General features: G+C 69.3%; 13 protein-coding genes. 4 read left to right on the top strand and 9 right to left on the bottom strand.

The window, feature by feature from the left end; genetic code table 11:
• Positions 1-52 precede the first annotated feature (52 nt).
• The 5 genes from AC07PR_RS29095 to AC07PR_RS29075 all read right to left on the bottom strand — a co-directional run bounded on the left by AC07PR_RS29095 (position 53) and on the right by AC07PR_RS29075 (position 7,334).
• Positions 53-235: a hypothetical protein gene (locus AC07PR_RS29095; protein WP_495137334.1), complete on the bottom strand. Its 183-nt coding sequence runs from the start codon at positions 233-235 to the stop codon at positions 53-55.
• 163 nt (positions 236-398) lie between these two features.
• On the bottom strand, positions 399-1,817 hold the full coding sequence (locus AC07PR_RS29090; RefSeq protein WP_495137333.1) for an efflux transporter outer membrane subunit: 1,419 nt from the start codon (positions 1,815-1,817) through the stop codon (positions 399-401).
• Positions 1,818-1,831: 14 nt separating this feature from the next.
• Positions 1,832-5,095 carry an efflux RND transporter permease subunit gene (locus tag AC07PR_RS29085; protein ID WP_377157667.1) on the bottom strand — a complete coding sequence of 1,088 codons (3,264 nt, stop codon included), beginning with the start codon at positions 5,093-5,095 and terminating at the stop codon, positions 1,832-1,834.
• Between the two features lie 122 nt (positions 5,096-5,217).
• Entirely contained in the window at positions 5,218-6,429 is a 1,212-nt protein-coding gene (locus AC07PR_RS29080) for an efflux RND transporter periplasmic adaptor subunit (RefSeq protein ID WP_431101675.1), read from the bottom strand.
• Positions 6,430-6,485: 56 nt separating this feature from the next.
• Positions 6,486-7,334 carry an alpha/beta hydrolase fold domain-containing protein gene (locus tag AC07PR_RS29075; RefSeq protein WP_377157670.1) on the bottom strand — a complete coding sequence of 283 codons (849 nt, stop codon included), beginning with the start codon at positions 7,332-7,334 and terminating at the stop codon, positions 6,486-6,488.
• Positions 7,335-7,582: 248 nt separating this feature from the next.
• On the opposite strand from AC07PR_RS29075, the gene AC07PR_RS29070 reads away from it, so the two are divergent.
• Both AC07PR_RS29070 and AC07PR_RS29065 read left to right on the top strand, forming a co-directional pair.
• Positions 7,583-8,578: a LysR family transcriptional regulator gene (locus tag AC07PR_RS29070; protein WP_377157672.1), complete on the top strand. Its 996-nt coding sequence runs from the start codon at positions 7,583-7,585 to the stop codon at positions 8,576-8,578.
• A 288-nt stretch (positions 8,579-8,866) separates the two neighbouring features.
• Complete coding sequence (locus AC07PR_RS29065) at positions 8,867-10,240, top strand: reverse transcriptase family protein (RefSeq protein ID WP_495137332.1); 1,374 nt, start codon at positions 8,867-8,869, stop codon at positions 10,238-10,240.
• 2 nt (positions 10,241-10,242) lie between these two features.
• Here the strand turns inward: AC07PR_RS29065 and AC07PR_RS29060 are convergent, their stop codons facing one another.
• The 4 genes from AC07PR_RS29060 to AC07PR_RS29045 all read right to left on the bottom strand — a co-directional run bounded on the left by AC07PR_RS29060 (position 10,243) and on the right by AC07PR_RS29045 (position 14,826).
• Positions 10,243-10,638 carry a DUF488 domain-containing protein gene (locus tag AC07PR_RS29060; RefSeq protein ID WP_483108853.1) on the bottom strand — a complete coding sequence of 132 codons (396 nt, stop codon included), beginning with the start codon at positions 10,636-10,638 and terminating at the stop codon, positions 10,243-10,245.
• 246 nt (positions 10,639-10,884) lie between these two features.
• Positions 10,885-12,465 carry a CehA/McbA family metallohydrolase domain-containing protein gene (locus tag AC07PR_RS29055; protein WP_495137344.1) on the bottom strand — a complete coding sequence of 527 codons (1,581 nt, stop codon included), beginning with the start codon at positions 12,463-12,465 and terminating at the stop codon, positions 10,885-10,887.
• A gap of 218 nt (positions 12,466-12,683) precedes the next feature.
• On the bottom strand, positions 12,684-14,126 hold the full coding sequence (locus tag AC07PR_RS29050; RefSeq protein ID WP_495137331.1) for a sensor histidine kinase: 1,443 nt from the start codon (positions 14,124-14,126) through the stop codon (positions 12,684-12,686).
• Positions 14,127-14,136: 10 nt separating this feature from the next.
• Positions 14,137-14,826, bottom strand: a complete 690-nt coding sequence (locus AC07PR_RS29045; protein ID WP_431101668.1) for a response regulator — start codon at positions 14,824-14,826, stop codon at positions 14,137-14,139.
• A 135-nt stretch (positions 14,827-14,961) separates the two neighbouring features.
• On the opposite strand from AC07PR_RS29045, the gene AC07PR_RS29040 reads away from it, so the two are divergent.
• The gene (locus AC07PR_RS29040; RefSeq protein WP_495137330.1) at positions 14,962-15,867 is read left to right on the top strand and encodes an alpha/beta hydrolase; all 906 of its coding nucleotides are present in this window, start codon (positions 14,962-14,964) and stop codon (positions 15,865-15,867) included.
• The gene (locus AC07PR_RS29035; protein ID WP_377157679.1) at positions 15,851-16,120 is read left to right on the top strand and encodes an acyl carrier protein; all 270 of its coding nucleotides are present in this window, start codon (positions 15,851-15,853) and stop codon (positions 16,118-16,120) included. The genes AC07PR_RS29040 and AC07PR_RS29035 overlap by 17 nt, the downstream gene beginning before the upstream one ends.
• Positions 16,121-16,126 lie beyond the last annotated feature (6 nt).

The following is a 16,126-nucleotide window of genomic DNA, read 5'->3' as shown; positions in this document are numbered from 1 at the left end:
GAGCCTCAGTGGCTCGAACAAGTGTGGGTCAAGATTGGATGGAAACGGTGGGTCAGGATCGCGCGGGAATCAACAGATCCGTCGCTAGGTCGCGCGTGGAGTTCAGGTAGTAGCTCTCGTAGATCGGACCACCGTTGCGCTGGACGAGCTCGTTCTTGAGCTTCAGATAGTCGAACGGACGGCCGCGACCCACGTTGAACAGGTAGGCGCCGTCGATGATCCAGACCGTTTTCATGCTTCCTTTCGGTTGCGGAGATTCTAGGCAGGGTCGCGCGCCGCATCCCTTCAAGCCCGAGCAGGCCACGAACGAAAAAAGGGCGTGCACTCCTGCACGCCCAAAGGGGCACCGGTAAAGGTCCGGTTGCGATGACGGTGCCGGGTCTTGCCCGGCATGGGCTTTACGCCGGCGTGTTCTGCCAGCCGCCACCCAGGGCGCGGACGAGTCCGACCGTCGCCTGGTACTGCGCGGCCTGCACCTGCAGCGCCGCGCGACGGTTGCGCAGCTCGCTGCGGCGCGCGTCGAGCAGGTCGAGCTGGCTGACCAGCCCGTTGCGGTAGCGCGAGTCCGACAGCGCCGTCGCGCGCGTCGACGATTGCACCGCCTGGCCCTGCACTTCCGCCTGCTGCGACAAGGTCTGCAGACCGACCAGCGAGTCCTCGACCTCGCGCAGCGCCAGCAGCAGTTGCTGGCGGTAGCTGGCCATCGCCAGGTCCAGGCCCGCCTTCGCCGACTCCACGCCCGCCTTGCGGCGGCCGCCGTCGAAGATCGGCAGCGACAGCAGCGCATCGACCGACCACGCGCGCGCCGACCAGCGGAAGACGTCGCTCAGCTCCGGCGACGCGTAGCCACCGTTGGCCGTCAGCGACAGGCTCGGGAACCACGCGGCCTGCGCCACGCCCACCCGCGACTGTGCCGCCAGCAGGCTGCGCTGCGACGCGGCCACGTCAGGGCGACGCGCCAGCACCGTGCTCGGCAGACCCGAGGGGATCGACGGCAGCGGGGCGAGCGCCGTGTCTTCTGCCACCTTGAAGCCCGACGCCGGCTCGCCCAGCAGCACCGACAGCGCGTTCTCCAGCTCGGCACGGCGGCGGTCGAGGCTGATCGCCTCGGCCTCGGTCGCGGCGACTTCCGTCTGCACGCGCGCCAGGTCCAGTTCGGCGACGTCGCCGGCTTGATAGCGACGCTGCGTCAGCGCCAGGGTCTCGCGGTAGGCCGCGACCGTGTCGCGCACCAGGCGACGTTCCTGGTCGGCGAAGCGCAGTGCCAGGTAGGTCTGCGCCACGTCCGCCTGCACCATCAGCCGCGTGGACTGCAGCAGCGCTTCACGCGATTGCGCATCCAGCGAAGCCGCGCGGGTCGCTTCCGACAGGCGGCCGGACAGGTCGACCTCCCAACTCGCGCCCAGACCGGCGTTGTAGACGGTCGTGGCGGCCGGGCCTTGGCCCGCTACCGTGCCGCGCGTGGCGCCGGCGCTGGCGCCGACCTGCGGCAGGCGATCCGCATTCGTGCTGCGCAGCAGGGCGCGTGCTTGCGCCAGTCGCGCCGCAGCGCCTTGCAGATCGTTGTTGTTGACCAGCGAGCGGCGGATCAGATCGTTCAGCGTCGCATCGCCGAACGCGAGCCACCAGTCGCCGCGCGGCTCGGCATCAGCCGGCGGGGCCACCGCCCAGCGCGCCTCGCCGACCGTCGCGGTCGCCTGCGACTTGAAGGCCGTCGGCGTGGCCGGCAGGCGCGATTCGTCGATCGGCGGCGGTGTCGCGCAACCGGCCAGCACCAGGGCCGCCAGCAGCGTCGTCATCATCAGTTTGGTTTTCATGGCATCGAATCCTTTTACTCGTGCTCGTGGCGCGGCGCGGCGGGATGCGGACGGGCATTGCCGCCCGGGCCGAAGTCGTGACCCGCGCCCTGCTCGGGCTGCACGAAGGCCTCGACGTCATGCGGCACCTCGCCGTGCTGCTTGAGCGGCTTGTTGCCGGTCAGGCGACGCACCACCACGTAGAACACCGGCGTCAGGAACAGGCCGAAGGCCGTCACGCCGATCATCCCGGCGAACACCGCCACGCCCATCGCGTTGCGCATCTCGGCGCCCGCGCCCGTGGCCAGCACCAGCGGCAGCACCCCCATCACGAATGCCATCGACGTCATCAGGATCGGACGCAGACGCAGCCGGCTCGCCTCGATGGCCGCCTGCAGCGGCGTCCTGCCGGCGAATTCAAGCTCGCGGGCGAACTCCACGATCAGGATCGCGTTCTTCGCCGACAAGCCCACCAGCACGATCAACCCGATCTGCGTGAAGACGTTGTTGTCCCCGTGGCTGAGCCACACGCCGGTCATCGCGGCCATCAGCCCCATCGGCACGATCAGGATGATCGCCACCGGCAGCGACAGGCTCTCGTACTGCGCGGCCAGCACCAGGAACACCAGCAGGATGGCCAGCGGGAAGACCCACACGCCGGAGTTGCCGGCCAGGATCTCCTGGTAGGTCAACTCGGTCCATTCATAGCTGATGCCCGGGGGCAGCGTCTCCGCGGCGATGCGCTCGACCGCGTCCTGCGCCTGGCCGGTCGAATAGCCCGGTGCGGCGCCGCCGTTGATGTCGGCCGACAGGAAACCGTTGTAGCGCATCGCGCGTTCCGGACCGAAGCTCGGCTGGACCTTCATCAGCGCCGACAGCGGCACCATCTCGCCCGAGGCCGAACGCACCTTCAGCAGGCCCACGTCCTCGGCACGGGCGCGGTAGGCGGCATCCGCCTGCACGCGGACCGTGTAGGTGCGGCCGAACTTGTTGAAGTCGTTGACGTACAGCGAGCCCAGGTAGATCTGCATCGTGTCGAACACGTCCGTCACCGCCACGCCCAGCTGGCGCGCCTTGGTGCGGTCGAGGTCGGCGTACAGCTGCGGCACGTTCACCTGGTAGCTGCTGAACAGACCCGCCAGTTCCGGCGCCTTCTGGGCCTTGGCCATGAAGGCCTTGACCGCCTGGTCGAGCGCCTCGTAGCCGAGGCCGCCGCGGTCTTCCAGCTGGAACTTGAAGCCGCCGGTCGTGCCCAGGCCTTGCACCGGCGGGGGCGGGAACATCACGACGAAGGCGTCCTGGAGCTGACCGAAGTCGGCGTTCATCTTGGCCGCGATCTCGCCGGCCGACAGGCCCTTGCCGGTGCGCTCGTCGAAGGACTTCAAGGACGCGAACACGATGCCCGAGTTCGAGCTGTTGGTGAAGCCGTTGATCGACAGACCCGGGAACGAGATGGCGTGCTCGACGCCGGGGGTCTTCATCGCGATCTCGCTCATGCGGCGGATCACGTCTTCCGTGCGGTCCAGCGTCGCGCCGTCGGGCAGCTGCGCGAAGCCGATCAGGTACTGCTTGTCCTGCCCCGGCACGAAGCCGCTCGGCACCGCCTTGAACAGACCCACGGTCAGGCCCAGCAGGCCGGCGTAGATGAGCAGCATGATCACCTTGCGGGAGATCGCCTTGGTCACGCCGCCGCTGTAGGCCTTGGCGCCGCGGTTGAACAGCTTGTTGAAACCGCCGAAGAAGCGGCCCAGCACCTTGTCCATCGCGCGGGTCAGCCAGTCCTTGGGCGCATCGTGGCCCTTGAGCAGCATCGCGGCCAGCGCGGGCGACAGCGTCAGCGAGTTGACCGCCGAGATCACCGTCGACATCGCGATCGTCAGCGCGAACTGCTTGTAGAACTGGCCCGTCAGGCCGGTGATGAAGGCCAGCGGCACGAACACCGCGACCAGCACCAGCGCGATCGCGATGATGGGGCCGGACACTTCGCGCATCGCGCGGTAGGTCGCTTCACGCGGACTCAGGCCCGCCTCGATGTTGCGCTCGACGTTCTCGACGACCACGATCGCGTCGTCCACCACGATGCCGATCGCCAGCACGAGGCCGAACAGCGACAGCGCGTTGATCGAGAAACCGAAGAGATGCATCACCGCGAAGGTGCCGATGATGGACACCGGCACCGCCAGCAGCGGGATGATGGACGCGCGCCAGGTCTGCAGGAACAGGATCACGACCAGCACGACCAGCGCCACCGCTTCGAGCAGCGTGTGGACCACGGACTCGATGGACGCCCGCACGAACTGCGTCGGGTCGTAGACGATGGAGTAGTCCACGCCTTCGGGCATGGCCTTCTTCAGCTCGGCCATCGTGGCGCGGACGTTGTTCGAGATCTCGATCGCGTTCGAGCCCGGGGCCTGGAAGATCGGGATCGCCACCGCGGACTTGTTGTCCAGCAGCGAGCGCAGCGCGTATTCCGCGGCGCCCAGTTCGATGCGGCCCAGGTCGCGCAGACGCGTCACCTGGCCGTTGGCGCCGGACTTGACGATGATGTCGCCGAATTCCTGCTCGTTGTTCAGACGGCCTTGCGCGTTGATCGGCAGCTGCAGGTCGATGCCCTGCAGGCCCGGCGAGGCGCCGACGACACCGGCGGCCGCCTGCACGTTCTGCTCGCGGATCGCCTGGACGACGTCGCTGGCCGACAGGCCATGTTCGGCGACCTTCTGCGGGTCCAGCCAGATGCGCATCGAGTAGTCCCCCGAGCCGAACAGCTGCACCTGACCCACGCCCTGGATCCGCGCCAGGCGGTCCTTGACGTTCAGCACCGCGTAGTTGCGGAGGTAGGTCATGTCGTAGCGGTCGTTGGGCGACAGCAAGTGCACGACCATGGTCAGGTCGGGGCTGCTCTTGACCGTCGTCAGGCCGAGTCGGCGGACCTCCTCGGGCAGGCGCGGCTCGGCTTGCGAGACGCGGTTCTGCACCAGCTGCTGGGCCTTGTCCGGGTCGGTGCCCAGCTTGAAGGTGACCGTCAGCGTCATGAGGCCGTCGGTGGTCGCCTGGCTGCCCATGTAGAGCATGCCTTCGACGCCGTTGATCGATTCCTCGAGCGGCGTGGCCACGGCTTCCGCGATGACCTTGGGGTTCGCGCCGGGGTACTGCGCGCGCACCACCACTTGCGGCGGCACGACTTCGGGGTATTCCGAGATCGGCAGCACGCGCACGGCGAGCAGCCCGGAGACGAAGATCAGCACCGACAACACGCCCGCGAAGATCGGGCGGTCGATGAAGAATTTGGAGAGATTCATGTCAGTCTTTCAAGTCGACTGGATAAAACGGCAAAGGGTCCCCCGCGGGGCGGCGTCGCGCCGCCCCGAAGGCTGTCCGGAGCCCCAGGGGGACGGGTCTTGCCCGTCCCTTCGGGTTCAGGTCAGGTCTTGTCCGCCTTGGGGGCGCCGTCCTTGGCTTGGATTTCTGCCTTGGCGTTCATCGGGACGATGGTCGGAGCGACCAGCGCGCCAGGACGCACGCGTTGCAGGCCGTTGACGACCACGCGCTCGTTGGCCTTCAGGCCCGACGTCACGACACGCAGGCCGTCGACGTTGGCGCCCAGCAGGACCTCGCGGTAGCTCAGCGTGTTGTCCGCGCCGACCACCATCACGAAGCGCTTGTTCTGGTCGGTGCCGACCGCGCGCTCGTTGACGAGCACGGCCGCGCTCTTCTTGGCCTGGCCCAGGCGGATGCGGGCGAATTGGCCCGGGATCAGCGCGCCGTCCTTGTTGTCCAGCACCGCGCGCACGCGCACCGTGCCGCTGCGGGCGTCGACCTGGTTGTCGATCAGCTGCAGCTTGCCGTTGAAGGGCGTGTCGGCGGTGGCCGCGGTGCCGATCTGCACGGGGATGCTCGACAGGTCGCCGGCGGCGATCTTGGCGTTGCCGTGCAGCTCGTTCAGCGCGCGGGCGACGGTGCCCTCGTCGGCGTCGAAGCTCGCGTAGATCGGGCTGACCGAGACCAGCGTCGTCAGCACCGGCGCGCCGGGACCGGCGGCCACCAGGTTGCCCTGCGTGACTTCCAGCTTGCCGACACGGCCGGCCACCGGCGCGCGAACCTGCGTGTAGCCGAGGTTCAGCTTGGCCGACTGCAGCGCGGCCTGCGCGGCGCGCAGGTTGGCGTTGGCTTCATTGGAGGCGTTGCTGCGCTCGTCGAGCTCGCGCTGCGCGATGGCGCGCTCGCTCCACAGGCGGGTGGAACGCTCCAGCTCGCTCTTCGAGTACGTCACGCGGGCCTGCGCGGCCAGCACCTGCGCCTCGGCGCGATCGACCTCGGCCTGGTAGGGCGCGGGATCGATGGTGATCAGCAGGTCGCCGGACTTCACCAGCGCCCCTTCCCGGAAATGCACCGACTGCACGGCACCGGAGACGCGGGCGCGGACATCCACGCGCTCGACAGCCTCCAGGCGGCCCGAGAACTCGTCCCACGCGGCCACTTCCTGGCTCGCGACGGTGGCGACGGAGACGGGAATCGCCTGCGGCGCGCCCGACGGTTGATTCGCGACCGCCTGCTGGCTGTGCAGGCCGACGACGAGGGCCCCGACGACCGCGGCAACGGCGGTGAGCGAGGTGGCAAAGATCTTCTTGTTCATGGTGGGTGCTCCGGTGACGGGGGTAGACGTTGGGAGTTCTTTGAGGGCTCTTGGGGTCAGGCGGGTTGCAGCCGGGGTTTGCCGGCCGGTGGGATCAGGGACAGGAAATCGGCCAGCTTCTGGCGCAGGGCGCTCGCCCACGGCAGTTGGAGGGCGGACAGCGAGGGCAGCTTCATCAGGCTGCAGGGCCAGCCGCTGGGGCCGGCGATCAGCGCCTGCTGCACGTCGACGCCGGCGCGCTTCATCGCGCGGGCATAGGCCAGCGCCTCGTCGCGCATCGGGTCGTCGTCGGCGCTGACGACCAGCGCCGGCACCAGGCCCGCGAGGCGGCCGGTGTTGGCCGGCGCGGCGTAGGGATGGTCGCCGTCCTCGCATTCGCCGAGGTAGGCGCGCCAGCCGTGCATCCATCGGCATTCGCCGTAACCGGCGTCGGCCTGGCGCAGCGAGGCGGTGCCCATGCACGGGTTGAGCATCGGCCCGATCAGGATCTGGCCGGAGAGCTTGCGGTGGCCCTGGTCGCGCGCCATCAGCGCCAGCGCGGCGGCGAGGTTGCCGCCCGCCTCTTCACCGGCGACGACCAGCGGCGCGCCTTTGCCGGAGAGCCGGGTCCGCGCCTTGTGCAGGCCCGCCAGCAACGCATCCAGCGTCTTCAGCGCGGTCGGGAACACGTATTCCTGGCCGGTCGGGTAGTCCACGTCGACGACCACGGCGCCCGCGTCCGCCAGCAGCCGCGAGACCAGTTCGCCGCTGTCCAGGCCCCCCTCCGTGAAGGCGCCGCCGTGCAGGTGCATGACGACCGGCGCATCCTTGCGGCGAGCCGCGCCCTTGTACACGCGCACCGGCACCACGCCGTCGCCGGCGGGCAGGAGGTCGTCGTGGCAGGAGGTCAGCGGCAGCGCATCCATGGCAGGGCCAAAGGCCTGCTCCGCGTGGGGGCAGGCCGGTTCATGTTGCAATGCAGCGAAATTTAGACAATGGACGCCGTCCGATAAACAGCCCGGGACGCGCATCAGCGTTTCATCGACGAAACAATCGATCGGGCACGATGGCGACCTCGCGCGCGCGCAGACGCGCCGTGGTGTCGATAGCAGTGGCGGCGAGCAGCCGCAGCAGTCAGGGTGAGAAGGGGTCACGGATGGACAAGCTCAATGCCATGCAAGCTTTCGCGCGCGTCGTGGAAGCCGGGACGTTCACGCGGGCGGCGGAATCGCTGGACCTGCCCAAGACCGCGGTGACGCGGTTGATCCAGTCGCTGGAGGACCACCTCAAGGTCAAGCTGCTGAACCGCACGACGCGGCGCGTCAGCGTGACGCCGGATGGTGCCGCGTATTACGAGCGGGTGACGCGGCTGCTGTCGGACATCGAGGAGCTCGAGGGCTCCGTGTCGCATGCGCGCGCGGCGCCGAAGGGGCGGATCCGCGTGGACGTGGCCTCGTCCGTGGCGCGCCTGCTGCTGATTCCCGCACTTCCGGAGTTCTATGCAAGACATCCGGACATTCAGATCGACCTCGGCGTGTCGGACCGGCCGGTGGACCTGATCGGCGACAACGTCGACTGCGTCGTGCGCGGCGGCGAGATCACCGACCAGTCACTCGTCGCGCGCCGCATCGGCGACTGGGGCTACGGCTGCTGCGCATCGCCGGCCTACATCCAGCAGCATGGGCTGCCGCAGCATCCGCTGGACCTGGAATCGGACCAGCATCACGTGGTCAGCTATTTCTCGACGCGCACCGGCAAGCGTTTCCCGTTCGACTACAGCAAGAACGGCCAGCGCTACGAGATCTATGGCCACTACAAGGTCTCGGTCAACGACGGCAACGCGTACATGACGGCGGGCCTGACGGGGCTGGGCGTGATCCAGGCGCCGTACTTCATGATCAAGCCGCACATCGACTCGGGCGAGCTGGTGCCCTTCCTCTGCGACTGGGAATCGGATCCGCTGCCGCTGTACGTCGTGTACCCGCCGAACCGGCACCTGAGCACCAAGCTGCGGGTGTTCGTCGACTGGATCGCGGAGCTGTTCGAGCGCCATTCGCAATGGCAGAAGCAACTGGTCGCGAGCTGCGAGGCCAAGCGCACCGAATCGGACGCGGAATACATCCCGCTGCAGGCGAATGCGTCGAAGCAGGCGGTGTTGAGCGCGGCTTGAGGGTCGCGGTCGAGGCGTGAGTCTTCACGCCGGCCCGACGCCGCTTGAGCGGCGTCACGGCTCGCGCCCATAATCGCCGCCGACCTCCGGTCGCCGCCAAGCCTTCGGAAGCGTTCGCGCCTCCGGCTGCGGGGATTCCCCGCGGCGCTTTCTCTCGCTATCCATCCGGCGCTGATACCGGCACCGCGCTACCGCGCGGACCTGTAACCGTCGAGACCCGTCAGTTGGCGGCGCATCCGGGGGTCACCTGTTGCCCCCCATGTTGCCCTGAACGTTGCTCCACGCGCCGTGCCGCTGACCCATCACTATTGGATCGCGATCTCGCTCGCCCGCGCGCTGCAGGCCGACGACCAGTCGCCGCGCGCGCGCGAGGCCGATGCGCTGCTGGCGCGCGCCGAGCAGTGCCTGGGTGCCGAGGCACGCCCGTGGCTGAAGCCGCTGTGCGAGGACCTCGCGCGATGGCCCGGGCCGGTGTGGCGCGCGCACACGGTCGGCAGCTTCGCCTTCGCGCTCCTGGAGCTCAACGCCTTCCATGAAGGCTTCGATGCGGAACGGTTCCCTCGACCGGAAATGCGCCGCCTCCTGCTGCGACCCTCGCGGATGCGGCCGCTGCCCTTCGCGCTGGAACACCTCGTCCTGCCGCACTGGCCGACCGAGGCCGACCTGGCGACGTGGCTCGGCCTGACGCTGGACGAGCTCGATCACTTCGCCGGACCCTCGCGTCACTACCGCGAGGCGGTCGCCACGCCTCAGCGACCGCATGTCGCGCCGACACCGCACTACCGCTGCCTGCTCGTTCCGAAGCGCCGCGGCGGCCTGCGCCTGATCGAAGCACCGCTGCCGCGCCTGAAGGCCGTCCAACGCCGCCTGCTCGACGGCCTGTTGAACACGCTGCCGTGTCACGAGACTGCCCACGGATTCGTGCCCGGCCGCAATGTCGCGACGAATGCGGCGGTCCACGTCGGCCAGGACTTCGTCATCCGCTTCGACCTGCGCGACTTCTTTCCCAGCATCGGACGCGCGCGGATCGCGGCCACGTTCCGGACGCTGGGGTTCTCCGACGCCGTCGTCGAGCGGCTGACGACGCTCTGCACCGCGCGCACGCCGGCGCCGGTTCGAGAGCGCCTGCGCGAGGACGGATCGATCGACTTCGACGGCGCGAAGCGGCTCGCCTCGCCGCATCTACCGCAGGGGGCGCCGACGTCGCCCGCGTTGGCCAACCTGTGTGCGTTCCCGCTCGACCTGCGGCTCGACGGACTCGCCCATCGCTTCGGCGCGCGTTACTCGCGGTACGCGGACGACCTGGTGTTCTCAGGCCCTGCCACGCTGCGCCGGGACCAGCGCGAGTTCCGCGCCTGGGTCCAGGCGATCGTCGAAGACGAGGGCTTCCGCCTGCGCCGCGACAAGACGCGTGCGATGCCCTCGGGCGGCCGGCAGCAGGTGACCGGCGTCGTCGTCAATGAGAAGCCGAACCTCGCGCGCGAGGACTTCGATCGGTTGAAGGCCGAGCTGCGTCGGCTGGGCGCGCTTGCCGCCGTCGACCCGGCGCTCCGCTCGCCGTTGATGGGGCGACTCGCGTGGGCCAGACAGTTCCTCGCGCCGACACGCGTCGACAAGCTGCAGCGGATGTTCGACGCGATCGCGTTCGAGTCAGCCCGCTGACCTCACTCGCTGCTCAATGCGGCGCCGCGTTCCGTCAGCAACTGCGTGAGCAGGCTGCGATGGCAGCGCAGCGGGTTGTCGCAATAGCAGCCCATCGACAGATTGGACGAGTGCGACAGCGCCGCCAGCGTGTCCAGCATCTGCGACGGCGCGGATTCGCTCATCTCCTTGCGATACGCACGGGCGAAGGCGTTCCACTGCTTGTCGTCCTCGGCGGCCCGACCTTGGGCCATCAGCTCCGCACTGGGCGACAGCAGCGGCAGCCAGCTGTCGTAGTAGTCCAGACGCCCGTAATCCTCCTTGCGGACCCCGCGCGGAGGGCGGCGAACGGTGCCAAGACGAGGGCCTTCATCAGGCAGGCGCGGTGTGACGCCGAGTTGGACGATGCGGATGGTCATGGCGATGCGAATCCAGGCTGGCGAGGGCCGGCCAGATCCACGGGAGGATATGCCAGCGGCGACACCCACCCCGCCGTGGTGAATGCGGTGTCGCTCGAGTACCTGGGGCAGCCGTGCTGCCTGATCATCACCCCGGAGCTGGACGCCGCGACGGGACCGTCGATGGGCTGGGGCGGCGTCCGCGGGACAAACGGCCAGGCAAGCGGCAAGGCAAGCGGCGCGGGCGGCTCGCCCGCGCCGGCACGCTCACTTCACGCTGACGAAGATCGGGTTCGAGTAGAACCACAGGTTGCCGTAGTTGCGGTCGTTGATCTGGTCGTGGCGCGTGGCGTTGTCGGTCGTGTTCACCGGCTGGTCGGCGAGCGGCTCGCCGCCGGCGCTCAGGCCGGGCACGTCCTCGGCCAGATTGGTGCCGCGCAGTCGGAGGTACTGGTTCCTGCCGGCCACCAGCGTGGTCGTGATGCTGTAGTAGCCGTCGGCGCCCAAGGTCCAGTCGGCGCTGGTGAAGCGCTTCAGGACACGGGTCGAGGCGTTCGTCGCCACGTCGTAGGCCGGCGTTCCGGGCGTGGCCTTGCCACCGACGTCACCGACGATCAGGTCGACGTGATGCACCTTCGGCACCATGTTGCCGAGGTTGCCGCTGTTGACCGGCCGTTGATAGTTGTTCACCGGCGGGCTCTTGAAGCGGATCGTGACCGTGACGGTCTGTCCCGCGCCGGCGACGAGTTCCTGCCCCATGGCCGCCTTGCCCCCACCGGCGGCGGCGGTGAAGTCCAGCGCCTGGATCAGGTCGCCGAACACGCCGAAGCTGCGTCCCGCGCGCAGGCTGCTCAGCAGACCGGCGACGCCGGTGCTGCCCTCGGGCTGCCACACATGGTTCTTCGCGTACTCGCCCGGGTAGTAGCCGCTGCTGTTGCCGGCGGCATCGATCTCGAAATGAGAATCGGAGTCCGCGACGTTCCAGATGCGCCGGCCCTCACCGAGCAGCGCATCCCACACACCGCCGAGCTGCGCGACGACGTAGTCGGTGCCGCCGTACGTGCGGTTGGGCTTGTTCGCGTCCACGTAAGCCGAGGTGTATCCCCCGCGGTTGGGCTCCATCTGGTTGCCCACCATGCCTTCGATCGCGAAGACGATCTTCGGCGCCAGGTCATTCATCTGCCGGAAGTCGGCGATCGTGTACTTGCCGGGATTGCGCGACGGGTGGTTGATGACCGCGTAGCTCGTGTCGGGGTAGTTGTCCTTCAGCCAGGCGATGCCCTTGAGCGCGTCGGCGGCGGTGGTGTTGGCGCGCTGGCTGTACTTGGCTTTCCAGCGGGTCACGTCTTCCGCCTTGAACAGCGACTCGTCGCCGGTGGTGAAGACGTACTGGAACTCCTTCGTGGCGCTGACGGAGGTGCCCAACGTCGAACCCCCTTCGAAGATGCCGACACCGATGTGGTCATGGGTGGGCGTGTCCCACTCGAAACCGGAGAAGATCAGCTTCTTGTCGTAGCTGCCGGAGGCCTGCAGCGCCTTGATGCGAGGCATCTCGTACGACTCCATGCCGTAGGCGAAGGCCACGGGGGCCGGCAGGAGCCTGGCGTCGTTGTCGTACTTGGAGGAGCGCAGATGATTGCTGACCGCCATCCAGTCCAGCCCGTAGGTGGTGAAGGCCTTGCCCAGCACGAAGTCCAGCGTCTGCGTCGTCCGCGAGTCGTCCGATTGAACGGTGTGCACATGCAGGTCGCCGGTCGTCCAGGCGCCGGGCTCAGGCTCGCTGCCGCTGTCGCTGCCGCCGCAGGCGGTCAGGGTCAAGGTCAAGGTCAAGGTCAAGCCGAGGGTCAGGAAGCCCGCCCAGGGTGCAGCAGAGAAATGACGGCCATGAGCGGCCTGGAAGTCGATGCGATCAGTGTTCACGGGGAAGCGCGGCCAAGGGCAGGCAGAGTGATGGAGGACACCTGCGAGTGTGTCGACGCGCGGTGACGACCCCATGACCGGCGTCTGAAGATTTCCCTTGTTGCGGTTGCCCGTGCCCGGCAACCCGCACGTGCCCCGGCGGGAGGTCAGGACGCCGGCATCAACCTCGGCACGCTGAGCCGCACCCGCAGCCCCTGCCCCGTCGTCGCGTCGAGCAGCTCCAGCATCCCGCGGTGCCGCTGCGCGATGTCCACCGCGATCGCCAGGCCCAGGCCGCTGCCCGTCCCCTTGGACTCGCTGCCGCGCTCGAAGCGGCGCAGTGCGCGGTCGCGGTCCTGCGGCGGGATGCCGGGACCGTTGTCCTCGACCTCCATGCGGGCCCAGTCGCCGTCGCTGCCGGTCCGCACCGTGATGCGCGGATTCGGCCCGGCGTAGTTCAGGCTGTTGTGCAGCACGTTGGCCAGCAGCTCCCGCAGCAGGAAGCTCTGGCCCAGCGTCGGCGCGCTCTCGAGCTCGAACTCGAGGTCCGCGCCCGCCTGCAACGCGCGCGGCACCCAGTCCTCCGCCACCTGCGCGGCGATGTCGCGCAGATCCAGCGGCTGCTCGCGGCCGCCAGGCTCGGCCTCGGCGCGCGCGATCGACAGCATCTGCGTCGCCAGGCGCGCGCTGCGGTCCACCGAGCCCTGCAGCCGCTTCAGCACCGGCTCCATCTGCGGGTCGTGCGGCTCCAGCAGTGCCAGGTCGATCTCGGTCCGCAGCGACGTCAGCGGCGTGCGCAGCTGATGCGCCGCATTCGCCAGGAAGTCCTGCTGCGCCGACGACGCCCGCCGCAGCCGCTCGAAGAGCCGGTTGAACGCCGCGATCAGCGGCTTCAGTTCGCCCGGCACGTCGTGCTGCAGCGGCTCCAGGCGCGCGAGGTCGCGCTGCTCCAGCTCCGCGCTCAGCTGCGACAGCGGTCTCAGGCCCCGGTAGGTCGCCCACCAGCCGGCGCCCGCCAGCAACACCGCCATGCCGCCGATCAAAAGACCCACGACCACCAGCAGCTGCTGCTGCAGCGCGTCGCGCTTGTTCAGCGTCTCGGCGACCAGGATCTGGCAGACATGCCGGTCGCCGCAGGTGGCGCCGAGCGCCGCCGCGCGCAGCGATTCGCCGTCCAGCGTCGCCAGCGTGAAGAACCATTCGTTGGGCTGGCGCTTGGGCAGCTTCAGCCGCGCGAGCTGCGCGTCGCCGAGCAGCACCTCGCCCGCCGGATCAAGCACCAGGTAGTAGACGCGGTCGGTCCGGTCGAAGCGCAGCGCGCGATCGGTCGGGCCCGAGACGTCGACGACGACCTGCCCGTCCCGCTCCCTCAGCAGGCTGGCCACGGCGAGCGCGGTGTCGCCCAGCGCCTGGTCGAGCCAGGAGATCGCCGTGTCGTGCATGACGCGGTACAGCATGAAGCCGGCCGCGGGCACCGCGACCAGCACGGGGAACATCAGCCAGATCAGCAGCCGCTGCTTGAGGCTGAAGGTGCGGCCGCCGCCGGATCGGGGACTTCCCGAGGGCCGGCTTCCGGTGGGGGCGCCACCTGGCGGGGACGACTCGGTCATGCCGCGGGGGTCAGGCCTTGGCCGCCGGCGCGGGCGGCATCTCTTCCAGCAGATAACCCAGGCCGCGCACGGTGCGCAGCTGCAGGCCGGCAGGCTCGATCTTGGCGCGCAGGCGCGAGACGCAGACCTCGATCGCGTTGTCGCTGACGCCCTGCTCCCAGCCGTTGCTGGCCGAGGCGATCTGCTCCTTCGCCACCACCTTGCCGGCGCGCGCCAGCAGGAAACCCAGCACGTCCCACTCGCGGGCGGAGAGCGCGAGCGGCTCCTCGGCGATGTAGGCGCGGCGCGCCTCCAGGTCCATCCGCAGCGACGAGAGCCGCAGCTCGTTGCCGGTGCGGGCCTGGCTGCGGCGCACCAGCGCGCGGGCCCGGGCGATCAGCTCGCTCAGCGCGAAGGGCTTGACCAGGTAGTCGTCGGCGCCGCCCTCGAGGCCGCGCACGCGGTCCTCGACGGCGTCGCGCGCCGTCAGCAGCAGCACCGGCGTCGTGCTGCCCTGGGCGCGCACGCGCCGCAGCGTCTCGAAACCGTCGATGCCGGCCAGGCCGATGTCCAGGATGAGCAGGTCGTAACGGTCTTCGCGCAGCGACAGCGGCACGGGCTCGCCGCGGGCGCTCACGTCCACGACCCAGGACTGTGAGCGCAGGGCCCGGGCGGTGGACTCCGCCAGGAACTCATCGTCTTCGACCAGGAGGATTCGCATGGAGCGGCAGCATAAGCCTAGAGCCTTGCGGCGGCCAATCGACCACCTGTCAGAAACCTGAGGGCAACGGCACTGACAGCTTGCGGACAGGTTGGCGTCAAGTCCGCAACAGCGAGCTTGGACAGACTGCCGCTCATGCCGAACACCGCCCCCCTCGACGGTCCTTCCCGACCGGATCCGCGCCCCGCCGTGCTGCTCCTGCACGGCCTGTGCGCCAACCCGCTGGAGATGATGCCGCTGGCCCGCGCCCTGCGCGACGCCGGCTACGTCGTGGAAGCGCCCGCGCTGGACGGCTACGGCGTCGTGCCCCCGGCCGCCGGCGCGCCGGCGGTCGACCAACCCACCCGCCGTCCGGTTCCGCCCTTCGAGGCCTGGGTCGACCTGGCCGCCGCGCACTTCGACGCGCTGGCCGCGAAGCACAGCCGCGTGGCCGTCGGCGGCCTGTCGATGGGCGCCGTGCTGGCGCTGGCCCTCGCGCTGAAGCGACCGGCGGCCGCCTTGATGCTGCTGTCCACCAGCCTGCACTTCGACGGCTGGAACGTCTCGCCGTGGCGCCGCCTGCTGCCGCTGGCCTACGTGCCGCCGCTGCGCCAGTGGCTGTCCTTCCGCGAGACGCCGCCCTACGGCATCAAGAACGAGCGGCTGCGCGAGTGGGTCGCCCAGGCGATGAATTCGAGCCACGTCTCCGCGGCCGGCGCGGACCGGCTGCCGGCCGCGTCCCTGTACCAGGCTTCGCGAATGATCCGCCTCGTGCGCCGCCGGCTGGGCGAGATCGACGCGCCCGCCGTCGTCCTGCATGCGAGCGAGGACGACGTCAGCGGCCCCCGCTCGGTGCTGGACCTGCAGCGCCACCTGGGCACGACGCCCGAGGTGCATTGGTTCCATCACAGCTATCACATGTTGACATTGGACAACGAACGCGGCGCCGTCACCCAGGCGGCGCGCCAGTTCCTGCAGCGGATGGTGCCGGTCGAGGCACTACCCGAACACCCTGCTTCTTTGACCACGACCGAGGACCACCGCCATGAGCAACACGCTTGATCAACTTCGTCAACTGGCCTGCCACGAGCTGGGCATGACCGACGACGGACTGAAGGACGACGTCACCTTCGCCGAACTGGGGCTGGACTCGCTGATGCTGGTCGACTTCATGTTCGCGGTGGAGGACAAGTTCCACATCGAGATCGACCACGACACCGCGATGAAGCAGCCGACGATCGTCGGCCTGGCCGCGATCGTGGACGCGCAGCTGGCCGCCAAGGCCGCCGGCACGCCCGCGGCCGTCGCCGCCTGAGCGCCG

Source organism: Roseateles sp. GW821-FHT09H11 (assembly GCF_059415845.1).
The sequence above is the reverse complement of the archived record's forward strand: the minus strand, read 5'-3'. Positions and strand labels throughout refer to the sequence as shown.

What these genes read in the sequence shown, in the direction of transcription:
- AC07PR_RS29095 (WP_495137334.1), bottom strand. Translation starts at nt 235, where the DNA reads ATGAAAACGGTCTGGATCATCGACGGCGCCTACCTGTTCAACGTGGGT.
- AC07PR_RS29090 (WP_495137333.1), bottom strand. Translation starts at nt 1,817, where the DNA reads ATGAAAACCAAACTGATGATGACGACGCTGCTGGCGGCCCTGGTGCTG.
- AC07PR_RS29085 (WP_377157667.1), bottom strand. Translation starts at nt 5,095, where the DNA reads ATGAATCTCTCCAAATTCTTCATCGACCGCCCGATCTTCGCGGGCGTG.
- AC07PR_RS29080 (WP_431101675.1), bottom strand. Translation starts at nt 6,429, where the DNA reads ATGAACAAGAAGATCTTTGCCACCTCGCTCACCGCCGTTGCCGCGGTC.
- AC07PR_RS29075 (WP_377157670.1), bottom strand. Translation starts at nt 7,334, where the DNA reads ATGGATGCGCTGCCGCTGACCTCCTGCCACGACGACCTCCTGCCCGCC.
- AC07PR_RS29070 (WP_377157672.1), top strand. Translation starts at nt 7,583, where the DNA reads ATGCAAGCTTTCGCGCGCGTCGTGGAAGCCGGGACGTTCACGCGGGCG.
- AC07PR_RS29060 (WP_483108853.1), bottom strand. Translation starts at nt 10,638, where the DNA reads ATGACCATCCGCATCGTCCAACTCGGCGTCACACCGCGCCTGCCTGAT.
- AC07PR_RS29050 (WP_495137331.1), bottom strand. Translation starts at nt 14,126, where the DNA reads ATGACCGAGTCGTCCCCGCCAGGTGGCGCCCCCACCGGAAGCCGGCCC.
- AC07PR_RS29045 (WP_431101668.1), bottom strand. Translation starts at nt 14,826, where the DNA reads ATGCGAATCCTCCTGGTCGAAGACGATGAGTTCCTGGCGGAGTCCACC.
- AC07PR_RS29040 (WP_495137330.1), top strand. Translation starts at nt 14,962, where the DNA reads ATGCCGAACACCGCCCCCCTCGACGGTCCTTCCCGACCGGATCCGCGC.
- AC07PR_RS29035 (WP_377157679.1), top strand. Translation starts at nt 15,851, where the DNA reads ATGAGCAACACGCTTGATCAACTTCGTCAACTGGCCTGCCACGAGCTG.